This window comes from Rhizobium sp. EC-SD404, assembly GCF_902498825.1.
Lineage (GTDB): Bacteria > Pseudomonadota > Alphaproteobacteria > Rhizobiales > Rhizobiaceae > Georhizobium.
The window spans coordinates 1,359,526-1,377,618 of the sequence record NZ_LR701459.1 but is presented as its reverse complement, the minus strand read 5'-3'; the positions used below and the strand labels follow the sequence as shown (position 1 = coordinate 1,377,618).

The window sequence follows — 18,093 nt, the reverse complement described above, 5'->3', positions numbered from 1 at the left end:
CGCGGGTACCGACGGACGTCGAACCTGCTCCGATCACTCGGCGGCTGCACCATCCTCGGGCCCGATCGCCGGCGCTATGTCGGTTTGCGGAGGACTTTCTTCACCAGTCGCCGGAGCGATATCGTCCGCGATGTCATCGCCTGCTGATGCTTCGGGCGCGGTTTCTCCGGATACGGTTCCCTGATCGAGTGCGGTCACACGATCCGATGGAATGGGTTCAGGAACGATCGTTCCATCGGCCGCAGCGACGCGCCACACGGTGTTCCCCGCGTCATCGGCGATCAGCAAGGCGCCGGTGCCATCCATGGCGAGGCCCACGGGGCGGCCACGCGCCTCTTCTCCGTTCAGGAAATCGGTGACGACATCGACTGCCACACCGGAGGGGCTGCCATCCGTGAAAGGCACGTAGACGACCTTATAGCCGTTGAACTGGTCTCGATTCCAACTGCCGCGATTTCCGATAAACGCACCGCTCGCATACGCTTCGGGCATGGCGGAGTCGTCGGTGAACGCCAAACCCAGAGCTGCGACATGACTTGAAAGGGCATAGTCGGGACTGATCGCCGTTTCCACCAGATCGGGACGTGGCGGATGCACACGCTCGTCGACATGCTGACCGTAGTAACTGTAGGGCCAGCCATAGAAGCCGTTCTCCTGCACCGAAGTCATGTAGTCGGGTACGAGGTTGGGTCCGAGTTCGTCGCGCTCATTGACAACGGTCCAAAGAGCGTCGGTGTCCGGATGAAAATTGAGACCGTTGGGGTTGCGTAACCCCGAAGCGAACACGCGCGACGCGCCGGTTTCGCGATCGATCTGCCAGATGGCGGCACGCCCTTTTTCGGCCTCCATGCCGCGTTCACCGGCATTGGAGTTCGAGCCGACCGAGGCATAGAGATATCGCCCATCGGGGCTCAGAGCCAGATCCTTGGTCCAGTGGTGGTTGATCGGCCCGCCTGGCAAAGGCGTGAGAACGCGCGGCTCTCCCGTGATTTCCGTATCACCCAGCGCGTAGGGGTAGGCCAGCACCGCATCGGCGGCGGCGACATAAAGCGTGTCCTCGTACCATGCAACGCCGAAGGGCGACGTGAGATCGGTCAGCAGATCACTGCGTTCGTCCACCACGCCGTCGCGATCGGTGTCCTGCAGGAGGGTGATCAGATTGGTTGCGGGCGGTTCTCCGCCGCCACCGCCGCCTGCGGCAAGCGCCATGATCCAATCGCGGATGATATCTTTGGGTCGGTTGAGCGGCTTGCCGGGCGGCGCCTTGGACTGGACCACCAGCACGTCGCCATTGGGCAGGGTGTGCACGGTTCGCGGATTGACGAGGTCCTGCGCATAGGCCGTGATCGTCAGCCCCTCGGGCACAGTCGGCGTCTCGCCTTCCTGCCAGCCAACGACGCCGGCGACCTTGAGATCGGGCACAATGTTGTAGAATTCCGGCTCCGGCAGAAAGGGGTCAGGCCCGATCTGGGTGGAGGTGTCGAACTCGCTTTGGCCGCAGGCGGTCAATGCAAGGGCGGATACGGCGAGAAGAAACGAAGTGCGGACCTTAAACATGACGCTCTCCCTTGCTTGCGAGAAAGCCGGTAACGATCATGGCGAGCACCGTGGCGGCGGAAAGTCCGACACCCCAAGGCATCACGGCAGTCCAGCCATCGGCCGTGTGAATCAGATTGTTGATGATGGCGAGCACGAGCACCACCACGCCGGCGAAAACGGCCCACCAACTTGGACGCACATGGCGAACCATCAGGTCGACAGGCAGCGCCAGAAGCGCCAGACCTGTAAAGACCACGCCGGCCAAGAGCAGCCATTCCGAAAAATGCAACCAGAGCAGGTTGGACGTCTGCAAATAGGCGACATCGGAAATCAGCGCCAAGGTGAAACACGTCAGTGGCACTGACCGCAGGATGTAGTGAACAGCGTTCGCCATGTCTGAATAAGCCCTCTCGACCTCGCTACCGACACTACTCCCGCGAGCCACGTAGGTTCCCTATGTTTCGGGAACCGGCCGGGATTATTTGCAGTGAGATCAGGGGGACCATTTCATATGGCGGGCCGGCGCATCCAGACCCAGCCGAGACCGCCGATCGACAACGCGCCGTAAATGGCGATCGAGACCAGCATCGTATCGGCTGGGTTCATCCAGTAGGAGGCCTTGTAGCCGGCCAGGATGAACACGGCGTTCCACACCAGTATCCCTGCGGCTGATGCCGTCAGGAATGGGCGCCAGTTCGTGCCGATGATGGCGGCAAATGCGGGAGAGAAAAGCCGAACCGTGGGCAGAAGCTGCGATGAGAACGCAAGAGCCGTGCTTTTTCGCTGCAAGACATCCGTGCCCGTCATCACACGTTCGGATGATAGTCCGAACAGGCGACCCGCGCGGGCCAGAATACGGGTCGAGCGCACATCCCCCATCCCCCTCGCCGCGAAGTACCAGGCCGCACAGCCGATCAGACTGCCGACCGTGCTGGCCAGAATTGCAGACGGCAGTGACCAGGCCCCGCTCGATGCACCGACGCCGATCGCCAGAAGAAAGCCGGTCGACGGCAAGATCGGCACGAAGCGCTCGGCCATGCCGATCATGAAGACGCCGAACAGCCCGTAGGCGCTCGCCCACGCCAGGAGAGAGGTGGCAATATCCAGATCCATCGGCTTGTCCTTCATGGCGTCGAGAGTGGGTCTTTGGAAATCTGGCCACCGAAGCTCTCGGTGAGAGGACTTCGGTGGCCGCAGAGATCGCCAGCGGGGCTAGGGGGGCACATTTTGGCGATCTCGTTCGGGCCAGACCGGGCGCGAGGGCACCTCGGTCCGGTAGGGGTGGCGTTGGTCAGCTCTGAAGAACCGACCGCGTCCGGCGTTCGCCGACTGTCTCGGTGATTGCCAGCGGCAGCGATCGCAGGCGTTGGCCGGTTGCGGCGAAGATCGCGTTGGCGATCGCGGCAGCGGTGGGCACGATGCCCGGCTCGCCTGCGCCTCCAGGCGGCAGATCGCTGTCGACGATCTCCACGCTCACCTCCGGCGCGTCGGCCAGGCGCTGCATGGGGAAATCGTGAAAGTTCGTATTCATCACGGCGCCGTTCTGCACGGTAACCGCGCTCATCAAGGCACTCGTCACGCCGAAAAGTGCGCCGCCTTCCATTTGAGCAACGACCTGGTCCGGGTTGATGACGAGGCCCACATCGACCGCACAGAAGATGCGATCGACGCGCAAGGCTCCATCTTCGGCGACCGTGACTTCCGCGACCTGGGCGACGACGCTGCGATAGCACTCTTCGATGGCGATGCCGCGGCCGCGACCGGGCGCCATGGGTGCTCCCCAGTTAGACATCTCGGCAACGCGATCGAGGACAGCGAGATGGCGCGGGCTGTCACGAAGCATGGCCTGCCGATAGGCGAGCGGATCGGCCCCTGCGGCGAGCGCGCATTCATCGATGAAGCTCTCGGTGAAGAAGGTGTTGAAGGAGAACCCGTTGGAGCGCCAGAAGTGGATGGGCATGTGGGAGGGAACGTGCTGGGTGCGCGTGCGTCTGCTGGGGATGGCGTAATGCCGCTTGTCCAGCCCCTCGGTGGTAAGATAGTCGCCGTCGGGGCCCGGAGCGATTGGCAGGTTGCGGCTGCCCATGGCGTTCAAGATCGACTGTGAGGCGACGAGCGCGTCGTAGGCAACCGGCAACCCGTCAGGTCCGAGCGCTGCGCGAAGGCGGGCGGCGGCCTGGCTGCGATAGAGGCCACGGCCGATATCCTCTTCGCGCGACCACATCACCTTCACCGCGCGGCCCCTGTGGCGTGCGGCCAGGAAACAGGCCTCGGCGATCACGTCCTGGTCGCTGCGCCGGCCGAAGGCGCCGCCATTCATCGTGATGTGCAGGGTCAGGTCGTCGAAGCTGACGTCTGCCCAACCCATCCCGCGCGACACACCAGACCGCATGGTCACGCGGTTCTGCGAGGGCGCCCAGACTTCCGCCATGCCACTGTCATGCAGGATCGCAGTGGCGTTCATGGATTCCATGCAGGCATGGGTCACGAAAGGCACGGAGTAATCGGCCTCGATCACGGCAGCGCCGGGCTCGGCTATTGCTGCTGCGGCATCGCCATCATCGATATGGCCGTGCGGTTCCTCGGACGAAAGCGCCGCCTGCAGCCGCGTGGCAAGGGTTGCGCTGTCTTCGCGATCGGCGTCGGTGCTCGCCCACTCGATATCCAGAAGCCACGCCGCCTGTTCGGCCTGCCACCAAGATCCGGCGACGACCGCCACATGACGCCCGTCGATCACCGCCACATCTACGACGCCGGATGCGGCACGCACCGCAGCTTCATTGTTGATGCGGGCAACGCCGGCCCCGAAAACCGGCGCGTGGCGCATCGATGCGTGCAGCATGCCCGGCAGGACCACGTCCATGCCGAAAACGGGCTCGCCGCGCACCTTGGCCGGAATGTCCACGCGCCGTTGTGACCGGCCGATCAGACGCCATTCGCTGCGCGGCTTGAGCACCGGATCGTCGGGAGGAGACAACAGTGCCGCAGCCTGGGCGAGATCGCCATAGGCAAGGCTCTGCCCGGTCGCGTCGTGGTGGACCATGCCCTCCCGCGTGACGAGTTCGCCCACCGGCACTCCCAGCCGCGCCGCGGCGGCAGAAACCAGCATGTCGCGCGCTGCCGCACCCGCAACACGCATCGGATGCCACAACCCCATGGTCGACCCGGATGCTCCGGTGGCGATGAAGCCCATCTGCCCGAGCACCCGGCGTCCGAGCCAGACCACCGGACCGGACGCTTCTTCCGGTCGAATTTGCAGCACGTTGAACCATGTGGAGTAGGCAGGATGGGCTTCTGTTGGAAACTCGACCCGGATGCGCTCGTCGAACGGCAGGTCCATCTCCTCCGCCACGACCATTGCGAGGCCGGTGTGGATACCCTGCCCCATCTCGGTCCGCGGCACGTTGATGACGACGCTTCCGTCGGCATGGAGTACGACGAAGGCGTTCAAGGTCGCGCTTTCGCCCTCCACTGAGCCACCATGCAGGCCGTCGACATCGACGGTCGACAGATAGCCGATCCCGCCTACGGCGGCGACAAGAGCTGTACCGCCAGCGGCGGCTCCGGTCAGGAGAAACGCGCGTCTGGATAGGAAGCGTGGCATGTCGGCTCCTCAGTCTCGTGCCAGTGCGGCTGCGCGATGGATGGCGCGCCGGATGCGCGGATAGGTTCCGCAGCGGCAGATATTGGTGATTGCGGCATCGATCTCATCGTCAGTCGGATCGGGGTTCTGCTGCAGCAGTTCGGTCACTGCGATCAGGAAGCCGGGCTGACAGAAGCCGCATTGCGGCACCTGCTCCTCGATCCAGGCTCGCTGGACCGGCGACAGGTTGCCCTGCTCGTCGGCGAGGCCTTCCACCGTGATGATGGACGCACCGGCAATGCTGCCCACCGGAACCATGCAGGAAGGCGTCGAGACACCGTCGACGAGCACCCGGCAGGCGCCGCATTGGGCAATGCCGCAGCCATATTTGGGCCCGAGCACCTCGAGATCTTCCCGAAGTACCCAAAGCAGGGGCTTGTCCGGATCGACCGCCACATCGGCTGGTCTGTTGTTGACGGTAAAGGCGACCATGACAGCTCCGCATCGGCAGTGCGGCCCGTATGGGAGATCCCACCAGGGCCGGATGACAGGGACGGAGACGCGCTGGCTTTGCGCCAGCCGCGCCTCCGAAAGCAGCGGCGGAGGTCAGTGTCCCGGGCGCATCCACGGGGCAAAGATGGGGGTGACCGCTGCTTCGAGGAGCAAGCTATGCGCCGTCGGTCGCGGGGCTGTGCCGGCAGTGTCGCCGTTTGTACTGATTTGTATCCGCCCCGGCGCCCGCACCCCGGCTCCGCGCCAGCGCCGTTACAAACGGATACAGTTTCGCGCGAGCGTCGTGGGCATGACGGCGCTATAAGAAAATCGTCCTTCAGACTCTGAGGCCCGCCATGGAGCACGTGCCGCACATTGCCGTCGTCGATGATCATCGCGAAATCCGCGAGCTGGTCGGCAAATACCTGCAGCAACAGGGCTACAGGGTGAGCACGGCCGAGAACGGCACGGCACTGCGCCGCCTTGTGGAAAGAGGAGCACCGGACCTCGTCGTTCTCGACATCATGATGCCCGGCGAAGACGGCCTTACTCTGTGCCGCGAACTGCGTGCCCGGTCCGGTCCGGACATCCCGATCATCTTTCTGACGGCCCGCACAGAAGAGACAGACCGTGTCATCGGGCTGGAACTCGGCGCCGACGATTATCTCGTGAAGCCCTTCTCCTCCCGCGAGCTTCTGGCGCGCATCAAGGCCGTGCTGCGCAGGGTCAACAGCCTGCCGCCGCAGCGTGCCGCCCGGCGCACGGGATCCATGCGCTTCGATCGCTGGATACTCAATCTGGGGCGCCGCGAACTGCAAAGCGACGACGGCGTCGGCGTCCCCCTGTCGACGGCTGAGTTTCGTTTGATGAAAGTGTTCGTCGAACACCCCGGAATGGTCTTAAGCCGCGACCAGTTGCTCGACCTTACTGTCGGGCGGGAAGCCGATCCCTTCGACAGGTCGATCGACAACCAGATCAGCCGCCTGCGCCGCAAGGTGGAGGTCGACCCCAAGAACCCGACGATCATCCAGACCCACCGCGGCGGCGGCTACAGCTTCATGCCGGAGGTTTACGCGGTATGAGGCACCTGTTCGGCTTCTGGCAAAAGAGCCTCACCGCGCAGCTCCTGTCATGGATGCTGATCGCCCTCTTCGCGTCGCAGGCCATCGGGCTTGTGATCATGTGGGATTATCTGCAGGCCGATCTGCGTGCTTCGGCGCGGGCCGAGTTAAGCAACCGCGCCGCCGCCGTATCCCGGCTGGTCGAGACCGCGCCCGATGAGCTGCGCTACGATCTCATTCGCATCAGCAGCACCGACACGTCCCGCTTCTGGATTTCCGACGGACGGCCTGTCGCCTTGGATCAATGGGTGCAGCAGGCATTCGCCCAGTTCCAGATCCCGCTCAGCGAGATGTTGAGCGACGAGGACAGGGTCGACAATGCCAACCGGCTGCCGGCAAGTGCCGACGCACAATACTTCCTGGACGGCGCCACCTGGACCATGCCTGCGGCTGGCCAGGCGGAACTGCCGGTGATGGCCCGCTATCTCGATTACGCAAAACGAAGCGGCGCCGGGGTTATCGTGCCGCTCGATGACGGCCAGGTTTTGAACGCCGCATTCTACAAGGCCATCAACCCCTCGATCTGGCGAACCCATCTGCCGCTGTCTCTCACACTCACGGCCATTCTCGTCTCGCTCGTCGGCGTTCTCACCATCAGGCGCATAGCGAGCCCTCTGCGCCAGCTCACCCAGGCGGCGGAAACGCTGGGGCGCGGTGAGCCGGTTTCACCGCTGCGTGAGAGCGGACCGGAAGACATCCGGCGAATGACGATCGCCTTCAACAGCATGCAGGAGCGGCTCCACCGCTTCGTCGCCGACCGGACGAGAATGCTTGCCGCCATCGGTCATGACCTGAGGACGCCGTTGACGACGCTCAGGCTGCGCGCTGAACTTGTCGAAGACGCCGAACTGCAGGAACGGATGCTCGATACCATCGACGAGATGCAGGCGATGACGGAATCCACCCTGTCGCTTGCGCGCCAGGAGACCAGCGCAGAGCAGACGCGGACCATCGATCTCAGCGCTCTGGTCGAAAGCGTGTGCGACGACCTCGCCGAACTCGGCCAGCCCGTGCGCTTCTTGCCCAGCGAACGCCTGAACTATCGCTGCCGGCCGGAAGGATTGCGGCGGGTCATTCGAAACCTCATCGAGAACGCCGTGCGTTATGCCGGCGGCGCGGAAGTGCGGCTTGTCGTCGAAGCATCGACCGTCAAGATTCTGGTAGAGGATGACGGCCCCGGCATCCCGCTCGACAGCGTCGAGGAGGTGTTTGCGCCCTTCTTCCGGCTGGAAAGCTCCCGTTCACGCGAGACCGGCGGCATCGGCCTCGGCCTGTCGATCGCCCGTGCCATCGCTCGCCAGCATGGCGGCGACATCATTTTGTCCTCGCGCGAGCCCGGTCTTCAGGCCGCAGTCGTTCTGCCCGGCTAGAGCTTTCCGCGATTACCGGACCTGGCCCGGCGCGTTGGCCTCAGGTGTCCGCGTCGACCTGCGAACAAAGTCGAGAAACGCCTTCATGGCTGCGCTGTGGTGCCGCTTGCTGGGATAGTAGAGATACCAGCTCGGCAGCTTGGGGCTCCAGTCCACCAGCAGTTCGATCAGCCTGCCGTCCGCGATGGCGGCTTCTGCATAATCGTCGAAGACATGGGCAACGCCCTGCCCGGCAATCGCGGCCTGAAGCTCTCCCTGCGCTGAACTGAGGGTCAGTCGCCCGGACGGCGCAATCTCCATCGCTTCACCAGCTCGCTCGAACGACCACATCGCCAGGCGCCCGCCAGGATAGCGGCGCCGGATACAATTGTGGTCGACGAGATCGGCAGGAGATTTCGGTTCTCCGTAACGTGCGAGGTAATCCGGAGATGCCACGATCGCATAGCGCAAGGCTGGGCCGAGCGGCACGGCGATCATGTCCTGTGCAAGTTGCTGGCCGAAACGGACACCGGCATCGAAACCCTGATCGACGATGTCGATGATCGCGGCGTCGCTGATGATCTCGACGTCGACTTCGGAATGCAGGTCCATGAACTCGAAAGCCAAGGGGCAGAGGATGTGATCGACTGCTGGCGCCGGCGCGTTGATGCGTAGCGTCCCGGAAGGCGTCTCGCGCAACTGATCCAGTTCGACGAGCGCAAGGCGGATGTCATCGAGCGCCGGGCGAAGCCTTTCCAGCAGGCGTTCGCCGGCTTCCGTCGGGCCGATGCTGCGGGTGGTCCGGTTCAGCAACCGAATGCCGAGCGCTTGCTCCAAGGCACACATCGTTTGGCTCATGACCGACGATGAAACGCCGCGTTCAGCTGCCGCCGCCCGGAAGCCGCCGCATCGCACGATCATCGCGAAGGTTTCGAGATGGTCCAGCCGGATGGATTTCATTGCTCTGTTTTTCAGATCAGCCTGCTTGTCTTTGATGATCTTATCAGCGCAGCCATCACCCGTCATCCTCGCAAAAATCGCGGAGCAGCCTTTTGCGCTTCGTTGCGACCACTGATGAGGAGACGACCATGCTGACGATCAACCGACGCAAGATCATGCTGACGGCCATGGCCGGCGCATCGGGGGCACTGCTGACCAATCCGCTTCTGGGAACCGTTGCTGCCCAGCCCGCACCCGGGCCGGCGACGAGGCTGGACAATGCCGGCCATTATCGCTTCACCATCGGCGACATCGCGGCGACTGTGCTCAGCGACGGCAATATCAGCGGTCCTCCGACCGTCTATGCCGGCGATGCGCCGGAAGCGGAACTGGAAGAGGTGTTGCGTCGCGCATTCCTGCCGACCGATCTCATGACGCTGAACCTGAACACGCTGCTGCTCGAAATCGACGGACGACGCGTCCTCCTCGAAGCGGGTGCCGGAACGACGATGGGCCCGAATGGCGGGCGCCTGTTCGCCAATCTCGAAGCCATCGGACTGTCCCGGAGCGACATCGATTTGGTGGTCATCTCCCACACGCATCCGGATCATGTCGGCAATCTGCTCATGCCGGACGGCAGCCGAGCGTTTCCGAGGGCGACGGTCATGGCACCAAGGGCGGACTGGGCGTTCTTCATCGAAGACGAGCCGGATCTGTCCTACATGCCCGTGCCCGCGGAATTCCGACAGCGCTTTGCAGCCAATATCAGAGCGAGCCTGGAACCATTTGCCGGTGATATCGAACTTTATGAAGCCGGCACGGAAATCCTGCCTGGCCTGACCACCATCGCCGCGCCGGGGCACACGCCGGGCATGGCCACGTTCCTGGTCCAGTCCGGACGCGAACAATTGCTGCTGACCGCGGACCTCGCCTATCACCCCGTGGTCAATATCGACCGGAACTGGCGACCTGGACCCGACCGGGATGCGGAAGCGGCTGCACAGGCCCGCCAGCGCATCTTCGATCAGGCTGCGGCCGACCGCATGCTCGTTCTCGGCTTTCATTACCCGTTCCCAGGCCTCGGCCGGATCTTGCGGACCGACAACGCCTACGCCTGGGTCCCCGCAGGCTGGCAGTTCTGAATTTCTCCTTTTTCCTCTGATGATTTGAACGATGGCTCTGTTCGTTCTGGAAAAAGCGCGATTGATGCATGCCGTGCGGTCCTCTGCCCGATGAGGCCATGCGGCGCGACATGGAGGCGAGCCCCGGCTTTTACGCCATTGGCACGATGCCGTGGCACTCCGGCAAGGGCGACATCACTCGGCATTCAGTCGAGTCCTTCGACCGACCGTATATGGTTCAGCACGTAATCGGAGAAGGCCCGGACTGCCGGTCGCATGAAGCGAACGGACGGATAGGCCATGAACAGTTCGGTCGGGCGCACTTCCCAATCGGGAAGGATATGAACCAAGCGACCATTCGCGATCTCCTCCGATACGAGGAGATACTGAACCGGCCCGGCTGCGTGCCCATCGAATAGTGTTCTGGCGATCACGTGCGCATCGTTTGTCTGCAAGATCGAACGCACCTCCAGCTCAGTCGACGCTCCCTTTGAGAGCAGCGCCAACCGGTTCTTCGTGGTCATTGAGCGCGATGTCGTGACGAGCGGTATCTCGGACAATCGCTCGAGCGTTTCGACAGGACCATATCTTTCGAGATAGGCAGGGCTGGCGACGAGGACGCGCCGCGTCATGCCCAGCCGACGCACGATCAAATCCTGTGCACTCGGGCGCCCGTGGATGAACGCCATGTCGAAGTTCTCGTAGACGAGATCGATCGTGCGGTTTTCGAGCATCAATTCAAACGAGACGCCGGGATGGACCTCCTGGAACCGCATGAGCATCGGGTGAAGGTATTTGCCGCCGATACAGGAAGGAGCATGAACGCGGATCGCGCCCTCGATGGTGCCGGACACGGAATTCAGCCCCTCCACCGCGGCATCGATGGAAGCCAGTGCCGACCGGCTCGCATCATAGAGCGCCTGCCCCTCGGGTGTAGGGCGGACCAAGCGGTTCGATCGTTCAAGCAGGCGGGCGTGCACGCGCCGTTCGAGGTTTGCGATATGCTTGGAAACGGCGGGCTGGGAAAGAGACAGGTCGCGAGCAGCGGCGGTGATCGATCCGCGCTCCACGGTTCTTGTGAAAGCTCTGAGAGCGGCTGCCAGATCCATCCGTCGTCACCTCTCGGCTATCATCCCGCCTACTCGCGCTAAGGCTGATACGGCATATCAGCCAACATTCATTCCAATTGGTTATGGCTAGGATAAGGCAAGAGCCGATATGAATACCCACCAAAGTTTGTAGGTATCGGCCTCCCTTTGAAGCCGGGTAGCAGACTTGACCACAGACAGTATTTCCCGCCGCAGCCTCGTGTTTGGAGCGCTCGCAATCAACGCACTCTCCTTCGGCTGTGCCGTTTCGCCGATCAATCGGCCTCTCCTGACTTCGCGGGCGCCGACGCCGGCGCCTCAACCAGCTATCGTCGAGCCTACCGCATACGAAGCCCGACGCACGCCTGAACTGGACGCGCGTTACGCAGCGGTTCTCGACGACGGGCATGAGATACCGGAGGTGCCCTATTGGAAGATCGATCCGAGTTTGTATCGACAGCAGGTTCCAGACCCGACAGGCGAGGCTCCCGGGACCGTAGTCGTCGATACGCCCAATCGCTTCCTCTATCTGGTGGAACCCGGCGGGACGGCGATGCGGTACGGCGTTGGCATCGGCCGGATCGGCTTCACCTGGCAAGGGCGAGGCGTCGTGCATTGGCGGCAGCACTGGCCGCGCTGGAAGCCACCTGCCGAGATGATTGCCCGTCAGCCCGATCTGGAGCGTTATTCCGTCGCTAACGGCGGAATGGAGCCGGGAATTGGCAATCCGCTGGGTGCCCGCGCGCTTTATATTCATCAGGACGGGCAGGATACGCTCTATCGCCTCCACGGCTCGCCCGAATGGTGGACCATGGGAACCGCAGCCTCGTCAGGTTGCGTGCGACTGACCAATCAGGATGTGATAGACCTCTACGAGCGCGTGCCGCATCACGCGCCGATCGTTGTCAGCCAATCGCCGCTGACCGTCTGAACGCCTCAACGCGGGCTGATGCCCTTGCGCTGTCTGTCTCGATCAACCCGCTAAATTGCGAGCGGGGGGTTAATTCATCCTTAATTTTCTGGCAGCACGGTTTCAATCAACCAGCTGAAGGATTCCGAGCGTGAGTGAGCGCGACGCAGTACGCCAGATCAGCGATGAAGATGAGCGTCTCGCTGTCCTCGAACGCTATGACGTGCTCGACACGCCTCCAGAAGAAGCGTTCGATCGGATTACCCGGCTGACGCGCCAGATTTTTGATGTGTCGATCTCTACGGTGACGCTGATCGACGGCCATCGGCAGTGGTTCAAATCCCGCCAGGGTGTGGATGTGGCGGAAACCGATCTTTCGCAATCGCTCTGCCATATCGCCGTCGTGAAAGGCGAACCCCTGATCGTTGAAGACGCGCTTGCTCACCGGACAATTCAAAATCATCCGGCTGTCATCGATGGGCTTAAGCTCCGCTTTTATGCCGGGATGCCGTTGCGCACGCCGGATGGCCACGTCATCGGCACGCTTTGCGCGGCAGATACCAGTCCGCGCGCCTTCTCGCAGCGCGACCAGGGTATCCTCGCCGATCTTGCGCAGTTCGTCGTCAGCGAACTGGAACTGAGAACGCTGGCGATGACCGATGCGTTGACGGGTGCCCTCTCGCGCCGGGCGTTTCGCGAGGAGGCCGCAAGAGCCATCGCACTGGCCAGACGCCATGCCACCGAACTCAGCGTCCTGATGGTCGACCTCGACCACTTCAAGCTCGTCAACGACACCTATGGGCATCAGTTCGGCGATCGCCTCTTGGTCGAGGTCGTTTCCACGCTCAGGTCGAACGCCCGTCAATCGGACATCATCGGCCGACTTGGCGGCGAGGAATTCGGGCTCGTCCTCCATCAATCCAGCGCTTCAGCAGCGCTCGAAGTCGCAGAAAAGCTCCGCTCGGCAATTGCCCATCTTCGGATCGATCATGTCGACGGAGCCGTCGGGGCGACAATCAGTGTCGGCGTTGCTGGTCTGGATCGGACGACGCAAGACATCGACACTCTGCTGGAAAGGGCAGACGCCGCGCTCTATGCGGCGAAGTCGGACGGACGAAACCGCTGTATCAGATGGGAAACCCCTGCAACGCCCATTCCAGGAGATGTGCGTCGCCGCGTGTTGAAAGGCGGACGCATCGCGTTCAATGGAGGAAGATCGACGATGGACTGCACCGTGCGCAGCTTATCCGACAGTGGTGCCGGGATCGATTTCATCAGCACGGCGGACGTACCCGACCGCTTCAAGCTTCTCATCATGGCCGACGATGTCTCGCGCGCTTGCCGGGTCCGAGTGAGGGGCGATCGACGCATCGAAGTGGACTTTGGATGACCGTCACCCACCCGAACGTGTCTTGGCCCGCACCCACCGGACACCTGATCTCATTCGTCTAATCGGGCAGTCTTAGCGCCGCGGTGACTTGTGCGCGCCGAAAGCATTGTTTTCGTCTTGCAGCTTGCGCCAACGGGCAAAGCGCTCGGGATCGATCCGCCCGTCATTGACGGCTTTGAGCACCGCGCAGGACGGTTCGTGGCTGTGCGTGCAATTTCTGAACTTGCACTGGCTCTCCAGTTCGGTGATCTCGGCGAACACCACATCGAGACCTTCGGCCATTTCGCCGAGATGCAGAGACCGGATACCCGGCGAATCCAGCACCCAGCCGCCGCCGGCCACCGCATGAAGCGAGCGCGCGGTTGTCGTGTGCCGACCCTTGGAATCGTTTGCGCGAACGGCACCGGTGAGTTGAGCGGTGTCGGCGCCGGAACCAGCGAGCGTATTGACGAGCGTCGACTTGCCCACCCCCGAAGAGCCTGTGAGCGCCACGGTCTTGCCGACGCCGAACCAGGACTGAAGTTTCATAACCGCGTCGGGCCTGCGCGGATCGACCACGACGACAGGCAGGTCGCGCGCCAGCTCAGCGGCAAGTGCCACGAACGGACCCGCATCCTCCTGGGTATCGGCCTTGGTCAGCACCAGAACTGGAGGGATTTCACATTGGGCTGCCATGGCCAGATAGCGCTCGAGCCGCGGAACACTGAAATCGTCGTTGCATGAGGTGACAATGAACAGCGTGTCGACATTAGCGCCGGACAGCTGCGTGCTACCGTCACTCATGCGCCGCGCCAGAAGAGATGTACGCTGAAGGCGCCGCCGAACGAGATGATTACCTGACTCTGCCAACACGAAATCGCCAACCGCATAGTCGCCGACGGCTTCGTTCGCCGGCAGAACGAGATCGATTGGGCCATGGGCGGAGTATCCGCTTACGCGTGCGCGATGGATATTCGCGATGCGGACGGGCACGAGATGGGCGTCGCCCTCGCCGATCTGATCGCTGAAAAAGGAAGCCCAGCCCAAAGCACCAAGTGCGGCTAAGCCGGTCGGTTCAACCATTGTTGTTCTCTTTTTACACCTGCGCAGCCGAGATCTTGGACGACGCAGAAGATGCGTTCGCCGACATGCGACGCCTGCTTATCACAGCACAACATGCCGTGCTTGCATGTTCGGGGCCTGTTGGGAGCAAAGGGAGCCGGTATTTGCTGGCCAGGCTACGGCTCGCGCTTTGCGGTCTTCAGGTTCGGAAGGCTGGGCCGCATCGATTTGACTCCGGCCTCTTTCAAAGCGGTATATCCAACCTTCTTAAGGAGTTTCTCCGTCTTCGCACGCTCTTTGTCGAGAATGCTCTGGCCCTTGTTCTTCGGCATCGGTCCTCCAACTGGGGCGGTGTCGTCCGCACCCCGATACATGGTGTGCCAGACCTGCGTAGCGAATGCGAGGATTGCTCGAATTCCAAGGCAACGAAAAGGACCTGCCTGCCATGCCCACGCTCGGTGTCATCTCGGATACGCACGGTCTTCTCCGCGATGAGGCCATCGCGCTGCTGGAAGGCGTCGATCACATCATACATGCCGGCGACATCGGAGACCCCAAGATCATCGAACGACTTGAAACCATAGCCCCGGTTTCGGCCATCCGCGGCAACATCGATCGCGACCACTGGGCAGCGACCTATCCCGAGACGCTGCGGATGCGGCTTTTCGATTCTGAGATCTTCGTGATCCACGATCGCAAGGATCTGGCGTTCTCTCCCGGCGAAACAGACATCGATCTCGTGATCTCGGGACATTCCCATCGTTCCAACATCGAAATGCTGGATGGCGTGCTCTACCTCAACCCCGGCAGTACTGGCCCGCGCAGGTTCAAGTTGCCCATCACATTGGCAACGGTGCAGATCTCGAACGGGCGGTTGGTGCCCCAGATCCACGAAATCGCATGAGGCCAGTGGGCAAGTTCCGGTTGCCGTGAATTGGCAAGGACTTCAGACGACCGCAAGAATCCGATTGAAGGCCGCTCCGTCAGGCTCCATCTGAGCATCATGCCTCGATCACCCAAACCGAAACCACCGACCAGACTTATCCAGGAATGGCCACTTTCGCCGACCGCGACATTGGGGTCGGCGGTCCGCATGAAGGGCATTCTCCTCGAAATCCGCGCGCAGCTTCCTTTCAAGGAGCGCAAGAAGGTCGACATCGAAACCGGAGCCATCGTGCTCCGAGTGCCGGAGGACGATGACGACGAGCACCTCGAAACGGTGACAACCATCACAAGCAAGCTTGTCGGCATCGAAAGTCTCGCCGTGATCCCCCGCGAGGTCGAGGACATCCTCACCATCAAGCCGGCCGAGCGACTTCGTTGGCTGAAGGATGGCCGGTTGGAGAGCGCCGGAACGCGGACCGTCAAACTGCGTGGCCGGGCGCGAAAGATCACTTTTCATGTCTTCGATCCGCGCCATATCGAGGACGTCCTTGACCGCGACCTCCCGGAGGTTTGGCGTGAAGAAGACTTGGCTACCGCAGCCGAAAACAGACGGCGCGGTGCCCAAAAGGCCGCACTGAAGAAAGCGGGTAAACTTGGCAGCACATCCCCCGACACCAATGGCGCAGTCGGCCGTGAAAAACAGTCCTCCGGGCTGAAGGGGTGGGACGACTTCGACCTCGACGGATTGCTCCGCTAGTCGGACCGAGTGCTGATGTGCGGAGCAGAGACGAATGTTCTCCAGATACGATCTCCTGCATTGCGCCAACCGCCCGTGATAAGACCGGCTTCGGACACCTGAACGGTCATCGCGAAATGAGCCTCGTCACCGCAGCATATTCGATCCTCGCCGGTAACGCCGAAGGACCCATCGTGGCCTTGTCGGAGGGCCTGAGCCTATGGGGAGGCGTCGATCCAGCCACCGGCCGCATCATCGATGTGCATCATCCCCAGCACGGCGTCGGCTTGAGCGGGGCCGTGGTGATGATGCCGACCACCCGTGGCTCCTGCTCCGGGTCGGGCGTGCTCCTAGACCTTCTGCTCGCAGGCAAAGGCCCCGCCACGCTCATTTTCACCGAACCGGAAGAAGTGGCGACGCTTGGCGCCCTGGTGGCTTTGGAAATGTTCGAGATCGCCCTTCCCGTGCTGCGGCTCCCGGAGCCTGTGTTTGCCGAGATTGCAGCCAGATCGCACGCCCACATCCTGCCGGACGCCATCGCTGCGATGGGCCTTTCCATTCCAATTGTTCCCATGCCCGCTGCGCCGCTGACGCTGACGGCCGGTGACGAAGCCCTGTTGTCGGGCGCTGAGGGCGAAGCTGCGATGCAGGCGATGCGCATCGTCATCGCCACAGCAAGGCAGCAAGGCGCCGGCGCACTCGTCGACGTCTCGCGTGCCCATATCGACGGCTGCATCTATGCCGGACCTGCCAATCTCGTCTTTGCCGAAACCATGGAGGCAAAGGGCGCGCGCGTGCGCGTCCCGACCACAATGAATGCAATCTCGGTCGATCGCGAGAACTGGCGGCAGCAACGCGTTCCATCCACTTTCGGGGAACCGGCAGCGCGGCTCGCGGACGCCTATGTGCGGATGGGCTGCAAGCCGACATTCACGTGCGCGCCCTATCTTCTGGAACATCCGCCCGGGTTTGGCGAAACGATTGGCTGGTCGGAATCCAATGCCGTCATCTTTGCCAACAGCGTTCTCGGAGCCCGCACCGCCAAGCACCCCGATTTCCTGGATTTCTGCATCGCCATCACCGGGCGCGCTCCGCTCGTCGGCCCTTTTCTGGACGAGGAGCGAAGGGCGCGCGTGGTCATCGATATCGATCTCGGGAACAACGCCGATGCCTCGGCCTGGCCCCTCGTCGGCTACCTTGCCGGCCTTGCAGCGCCTGACAGGATCCCGCTTCTGAGAGGCCTTGCCAAGGCCACGCCCCGCCGCGATGACCTCAAGGCGCTCTGCGCGGCCTTCGGCACGACCTCCGCCGCACCCATGCTGCACGTCGAGGGCGTGACCCCCGAGGCTGCCAATGCCGCGCCCCCCGATGCCACTCGGATCGCACTCACGCGCATGGACCTCATCGAGGGTTGGCGGCGTCTCAATGATGGCCCGCACAAGATCGACCTCGTTGCGATCGGCAGTCCGCACGCCTCGCTCGACGAATGCCGCTCGCTTGCCGCTTTGCTGGACGGGAAATCGCGCCACCCCGACATCACCGCGATCGTGACGGCGGGACGCCATGTGATTGCCATGGCGGAAGCCGACGGAACCCGTGCAATTCTGCGCGCCAGCGGCGTCGACGTCATTCCAGACCTCTGCTGGTGTTCGATCTCACGGCCGGTCTTTCCGCCCGACGCGGCGACAGTGATGACGAATTCAGGGAAGTACGCCCATTACGGCCCGGGATTGTCGGGCTGCACCGTTCGCCTTGGCGCGCTCCAAGATTGCGTGGATGCGATTGTTTCCGGCAGCGTCCCTGCCCGGCTGCCGGAATGGCTTCGCTGACAGCCGTTCTCGATCGTCCCGCCGAATTCGCAGAAATTCCTCAGCGCGGGCAAAAGATGGTCTCAGAATA

General features: G+C 62.6%; 17 protein-coding genes. 8 read left to right on the top strand and 9 right to left on the bottom strand.

Features of this window, described 5'->3' with window-relative positions; genetic code table 11:
* Nucleotides 1-33: 33 nt before the first annotated feature.
* The 5 genes from GC125_RS07510 to GC125_RS07490 form a co-directional block, all read right to left on the bottom strand.
* Nucleotides 34-1,557 carry a PQQ-dependent sugar dehydrogenase gene (locus tag GC125_RS07510; RefSeq protein ID WP_151985075.1) on the bottom strand — a complete coding sequence of 508 codons (1,524 nt, stop codon included), beginning with the start codon at nt 1,555-1,557 and terminating at the stop codon, nt 34-36.
* Complete coding sequence (locus tag GC125_RS07505) at nt 1,550-1,933, bottom strand: DUF2231 domain-containing protein (RefSeq protein WP_151985073.1); 384 nt, start codon at nt 1,931-1,933, stop codon at nt 1,550-1,552. The genes GC125_RS07510 and GC125_RS07505 overlap by 8 nt, the downstream gene beginning before the upstream one ends.
* 113 nt (nt 1,934-2,046) lie before the next feature.
* Nucleotides 2,047-2,652: a DedA family protein gene (locus GC125_RS07500; RefSeq protein ID WP_199864500.1), complete on the bottom strand. Its 606-nt coding sequence runs from the start codon at nt 2,650-2,652 to the stop codon at nt 2,047-2,049.
* A gap of 178 nt (nt 2,653-2,830) precedes the next feature.
* Entirely contained in the window at nt 2,831-5,143 is a 2,313-nt protein-coding gene (locus tag GC125_RS07495) for a xanthine dehydrogenase family protein molybdopterin-binding subunit (RefSeq protein ID WP_151985069.1), read from the bottom strand.
* 9 nt (nt 5,144-5,152) lie between these two features.
* Nucleotides 5,153-5,614, bottom strand: a complete 462-nt coding sequence (locus GC125_RS07490; RefSeq protein WP_151985067.1) for a (2Fe-2S)-binding protein — start codon at nt 5,612-5,614, stop codon at nt 5,153-5,155.
* A gap of 356 nt (nt 5,615-5,970) precedes the next feature.
* Here GC125_RS07490 and GC125_RS07485 point away from each other — a divergent pair, with 356 nt between their 5' ends.
* Nucleotides 5,971-6,696 (top strand): response regulator, encoded by a 726-nt coding sequence (locus GC125_RS07485; RefSeq protein WP_151985065.1) that lies wholly within the window; start codon nt 5,971-5,973, stop codon nt 6,694-6,696.
* A complete protein-coding gene (locus GC125_RS07480) occupies nt 6,693-8,105 on the top strand; it encodes an ATP-binding protein (RefSeq protein WP_151985063.1) in 1,413 nt (470 codons plus the stop codon). The genes GC125_RS07485 and GC125_RS07480 overlap by 4 nt, the downstream gene beginning before the upstream one ends.
* A 12-nt stretch (nt 8,106-8,117) precedes the next feature.
* Here the strand turns inward: GC125_RS07480 and GC125_RS07475 are convergent, their stop codons facing one another.
* Entirely contained in the window at nt 8,118-9,044 is a 927-nt protein-coding gene (locus tag GC125_RS07475) for a LysR family transcriptional regulator (protein WP_199864499.1), read from the bottom strand.
* A gap of 155 nt (nt 9,045-9,199) precedes the next feature.
* On the opposite strand from GC125_RS07475, the gene GC125_RS07470 reads away from it, so the two are divergent.
* The gene (locus tag GC125_RS07470; RefSeq protein WP_151987676.1) at nt 9,200-10,165 is read left to right on the top strand and encodes an MBL fold metallo-hydrolase; all 966 of its coding nucleotides are present in this window, start codon (nt 9,200-9,202) and stop codon (nt 10,163-10,165) included.
* A gap of 185 nt (nt 10,166-10,350) precedes the next feature.
* Here the strand turns inward: GC125_RS07470 and GC125_RS07465 are convergent, their stop codons facing one another.
* Complete coding sequence (locus GC125_RS07465; protein WP_151985059.1) at nt 10,351-11,253, bottom strand: LysR family transcriptional regulator; 903 nt, start codon at nt 11,251-11,253, stop codon at nt 10,351-10,353.
* Between the two features lie 166 nt (nt 11,254-11,419).
* Between GC125_RS07465 and GC125_RS07460 the strand changes: the two genes are divergently transcribed.
* Nucleotides 11,420-12,163 (top strand): L,D-transpeptidase, encoded by a 744-nt coding sequence (locus GC125_RS07460; RefSeq protein WP_199864498.1) that lies wholly within the window; start codon nt 11,420-11,422, stop codon nt 12,161-12,163.
* A 130-nt stretch (nt 12,164-12,293) separates the two neighbouring features.
* Entirely contained in the window at nt 12,294-13,532 is a 1,239-nt protein-coding gene (locus GC125_RS07455) for a sensor domain-containing diguanylate cyclase (RefSeq protein ID WP_286165410.1), read from the top strand.
* Nucleotides 13,533-13,604: 72 nt separating this feature from the next.
* Here the strand turns inward: GC125_RS07455 and rsgA are convergent, their stop codons facing one another.
* Together rsgA and GC125_RS19965 are read right to left on the bottom strand one after the other, a co-directional pair.
* Nucleotides 13,605-14,594, bottom strand: a complete 990-nt coding sequence (gene rsgA / locus GC125_RS07450; RefSeq protein ID WP_151985057.1) for a ribosome small subunit-dependent GTPase A — start codon at nt 14,592-14,594, stop codon at nt 13,605-13,607.
* A gap of 155 nt (nt 14,595-14,749) precedes the next feature.
* A complete protein-coding gene (locus tag GC125_RS19965; protein ID WP_199864497.1) occupies nt 14,750-14,905 on the bottom strand; it encodes a hypothetical protein in 156 nt (51 codons plus the stop codon).
* A gap of 113 nt (nt 14,906-15,018) precedes the next feature.
* Here GC125_RS19965 and GC125_RS07445 point away from each other — a divergent pair, with 113 nt between their 5' ends.
* The 3 genes from GC125_RS07445 (at nt 15,019) to lhpI (ending at nt 18,023) form a co-directional block, all read left to right on the top strand.
* Nucleotides 15,019-15,477 (top strand): metallophosphoesterase family protein, encoded by a 459-nt coding sequence (locus GC125_RS07445; protein ID WP_151985055.1) that lies wholly within the window; start codon nt 15,019-15,021, stop codon nt 15,475-15,477.
* Between the two features lie 99 nt (nt 15,478-15,576).
* On the top strand, nt 15,577-16,215 hold the full coding sequence (locus GC125_RS07440; protein ID WP_151985053.1) for a hypothetical protein: 639 nt from the start codon (nt 15,577-15,579) through the stop codon (nt 16,213-16,215).
* A gap of 116 nt (nt 16,216-16,331) precedes the next feature.
* Nucleotides 16,332-18,023 (top strand): cis-3-hydroxy-L-proline dehydratase, encoded by a 1,692-nt coding sequence (lhpI, locus tag GC125_RS07435; protein WP_151985051.1) that lies wholly within the window; start codon nt 16,332-16,334, stop codon nt 18,021-18,023.
* Nucleotides 18,024-18,093: the final 70 nt, after the last annotated feature.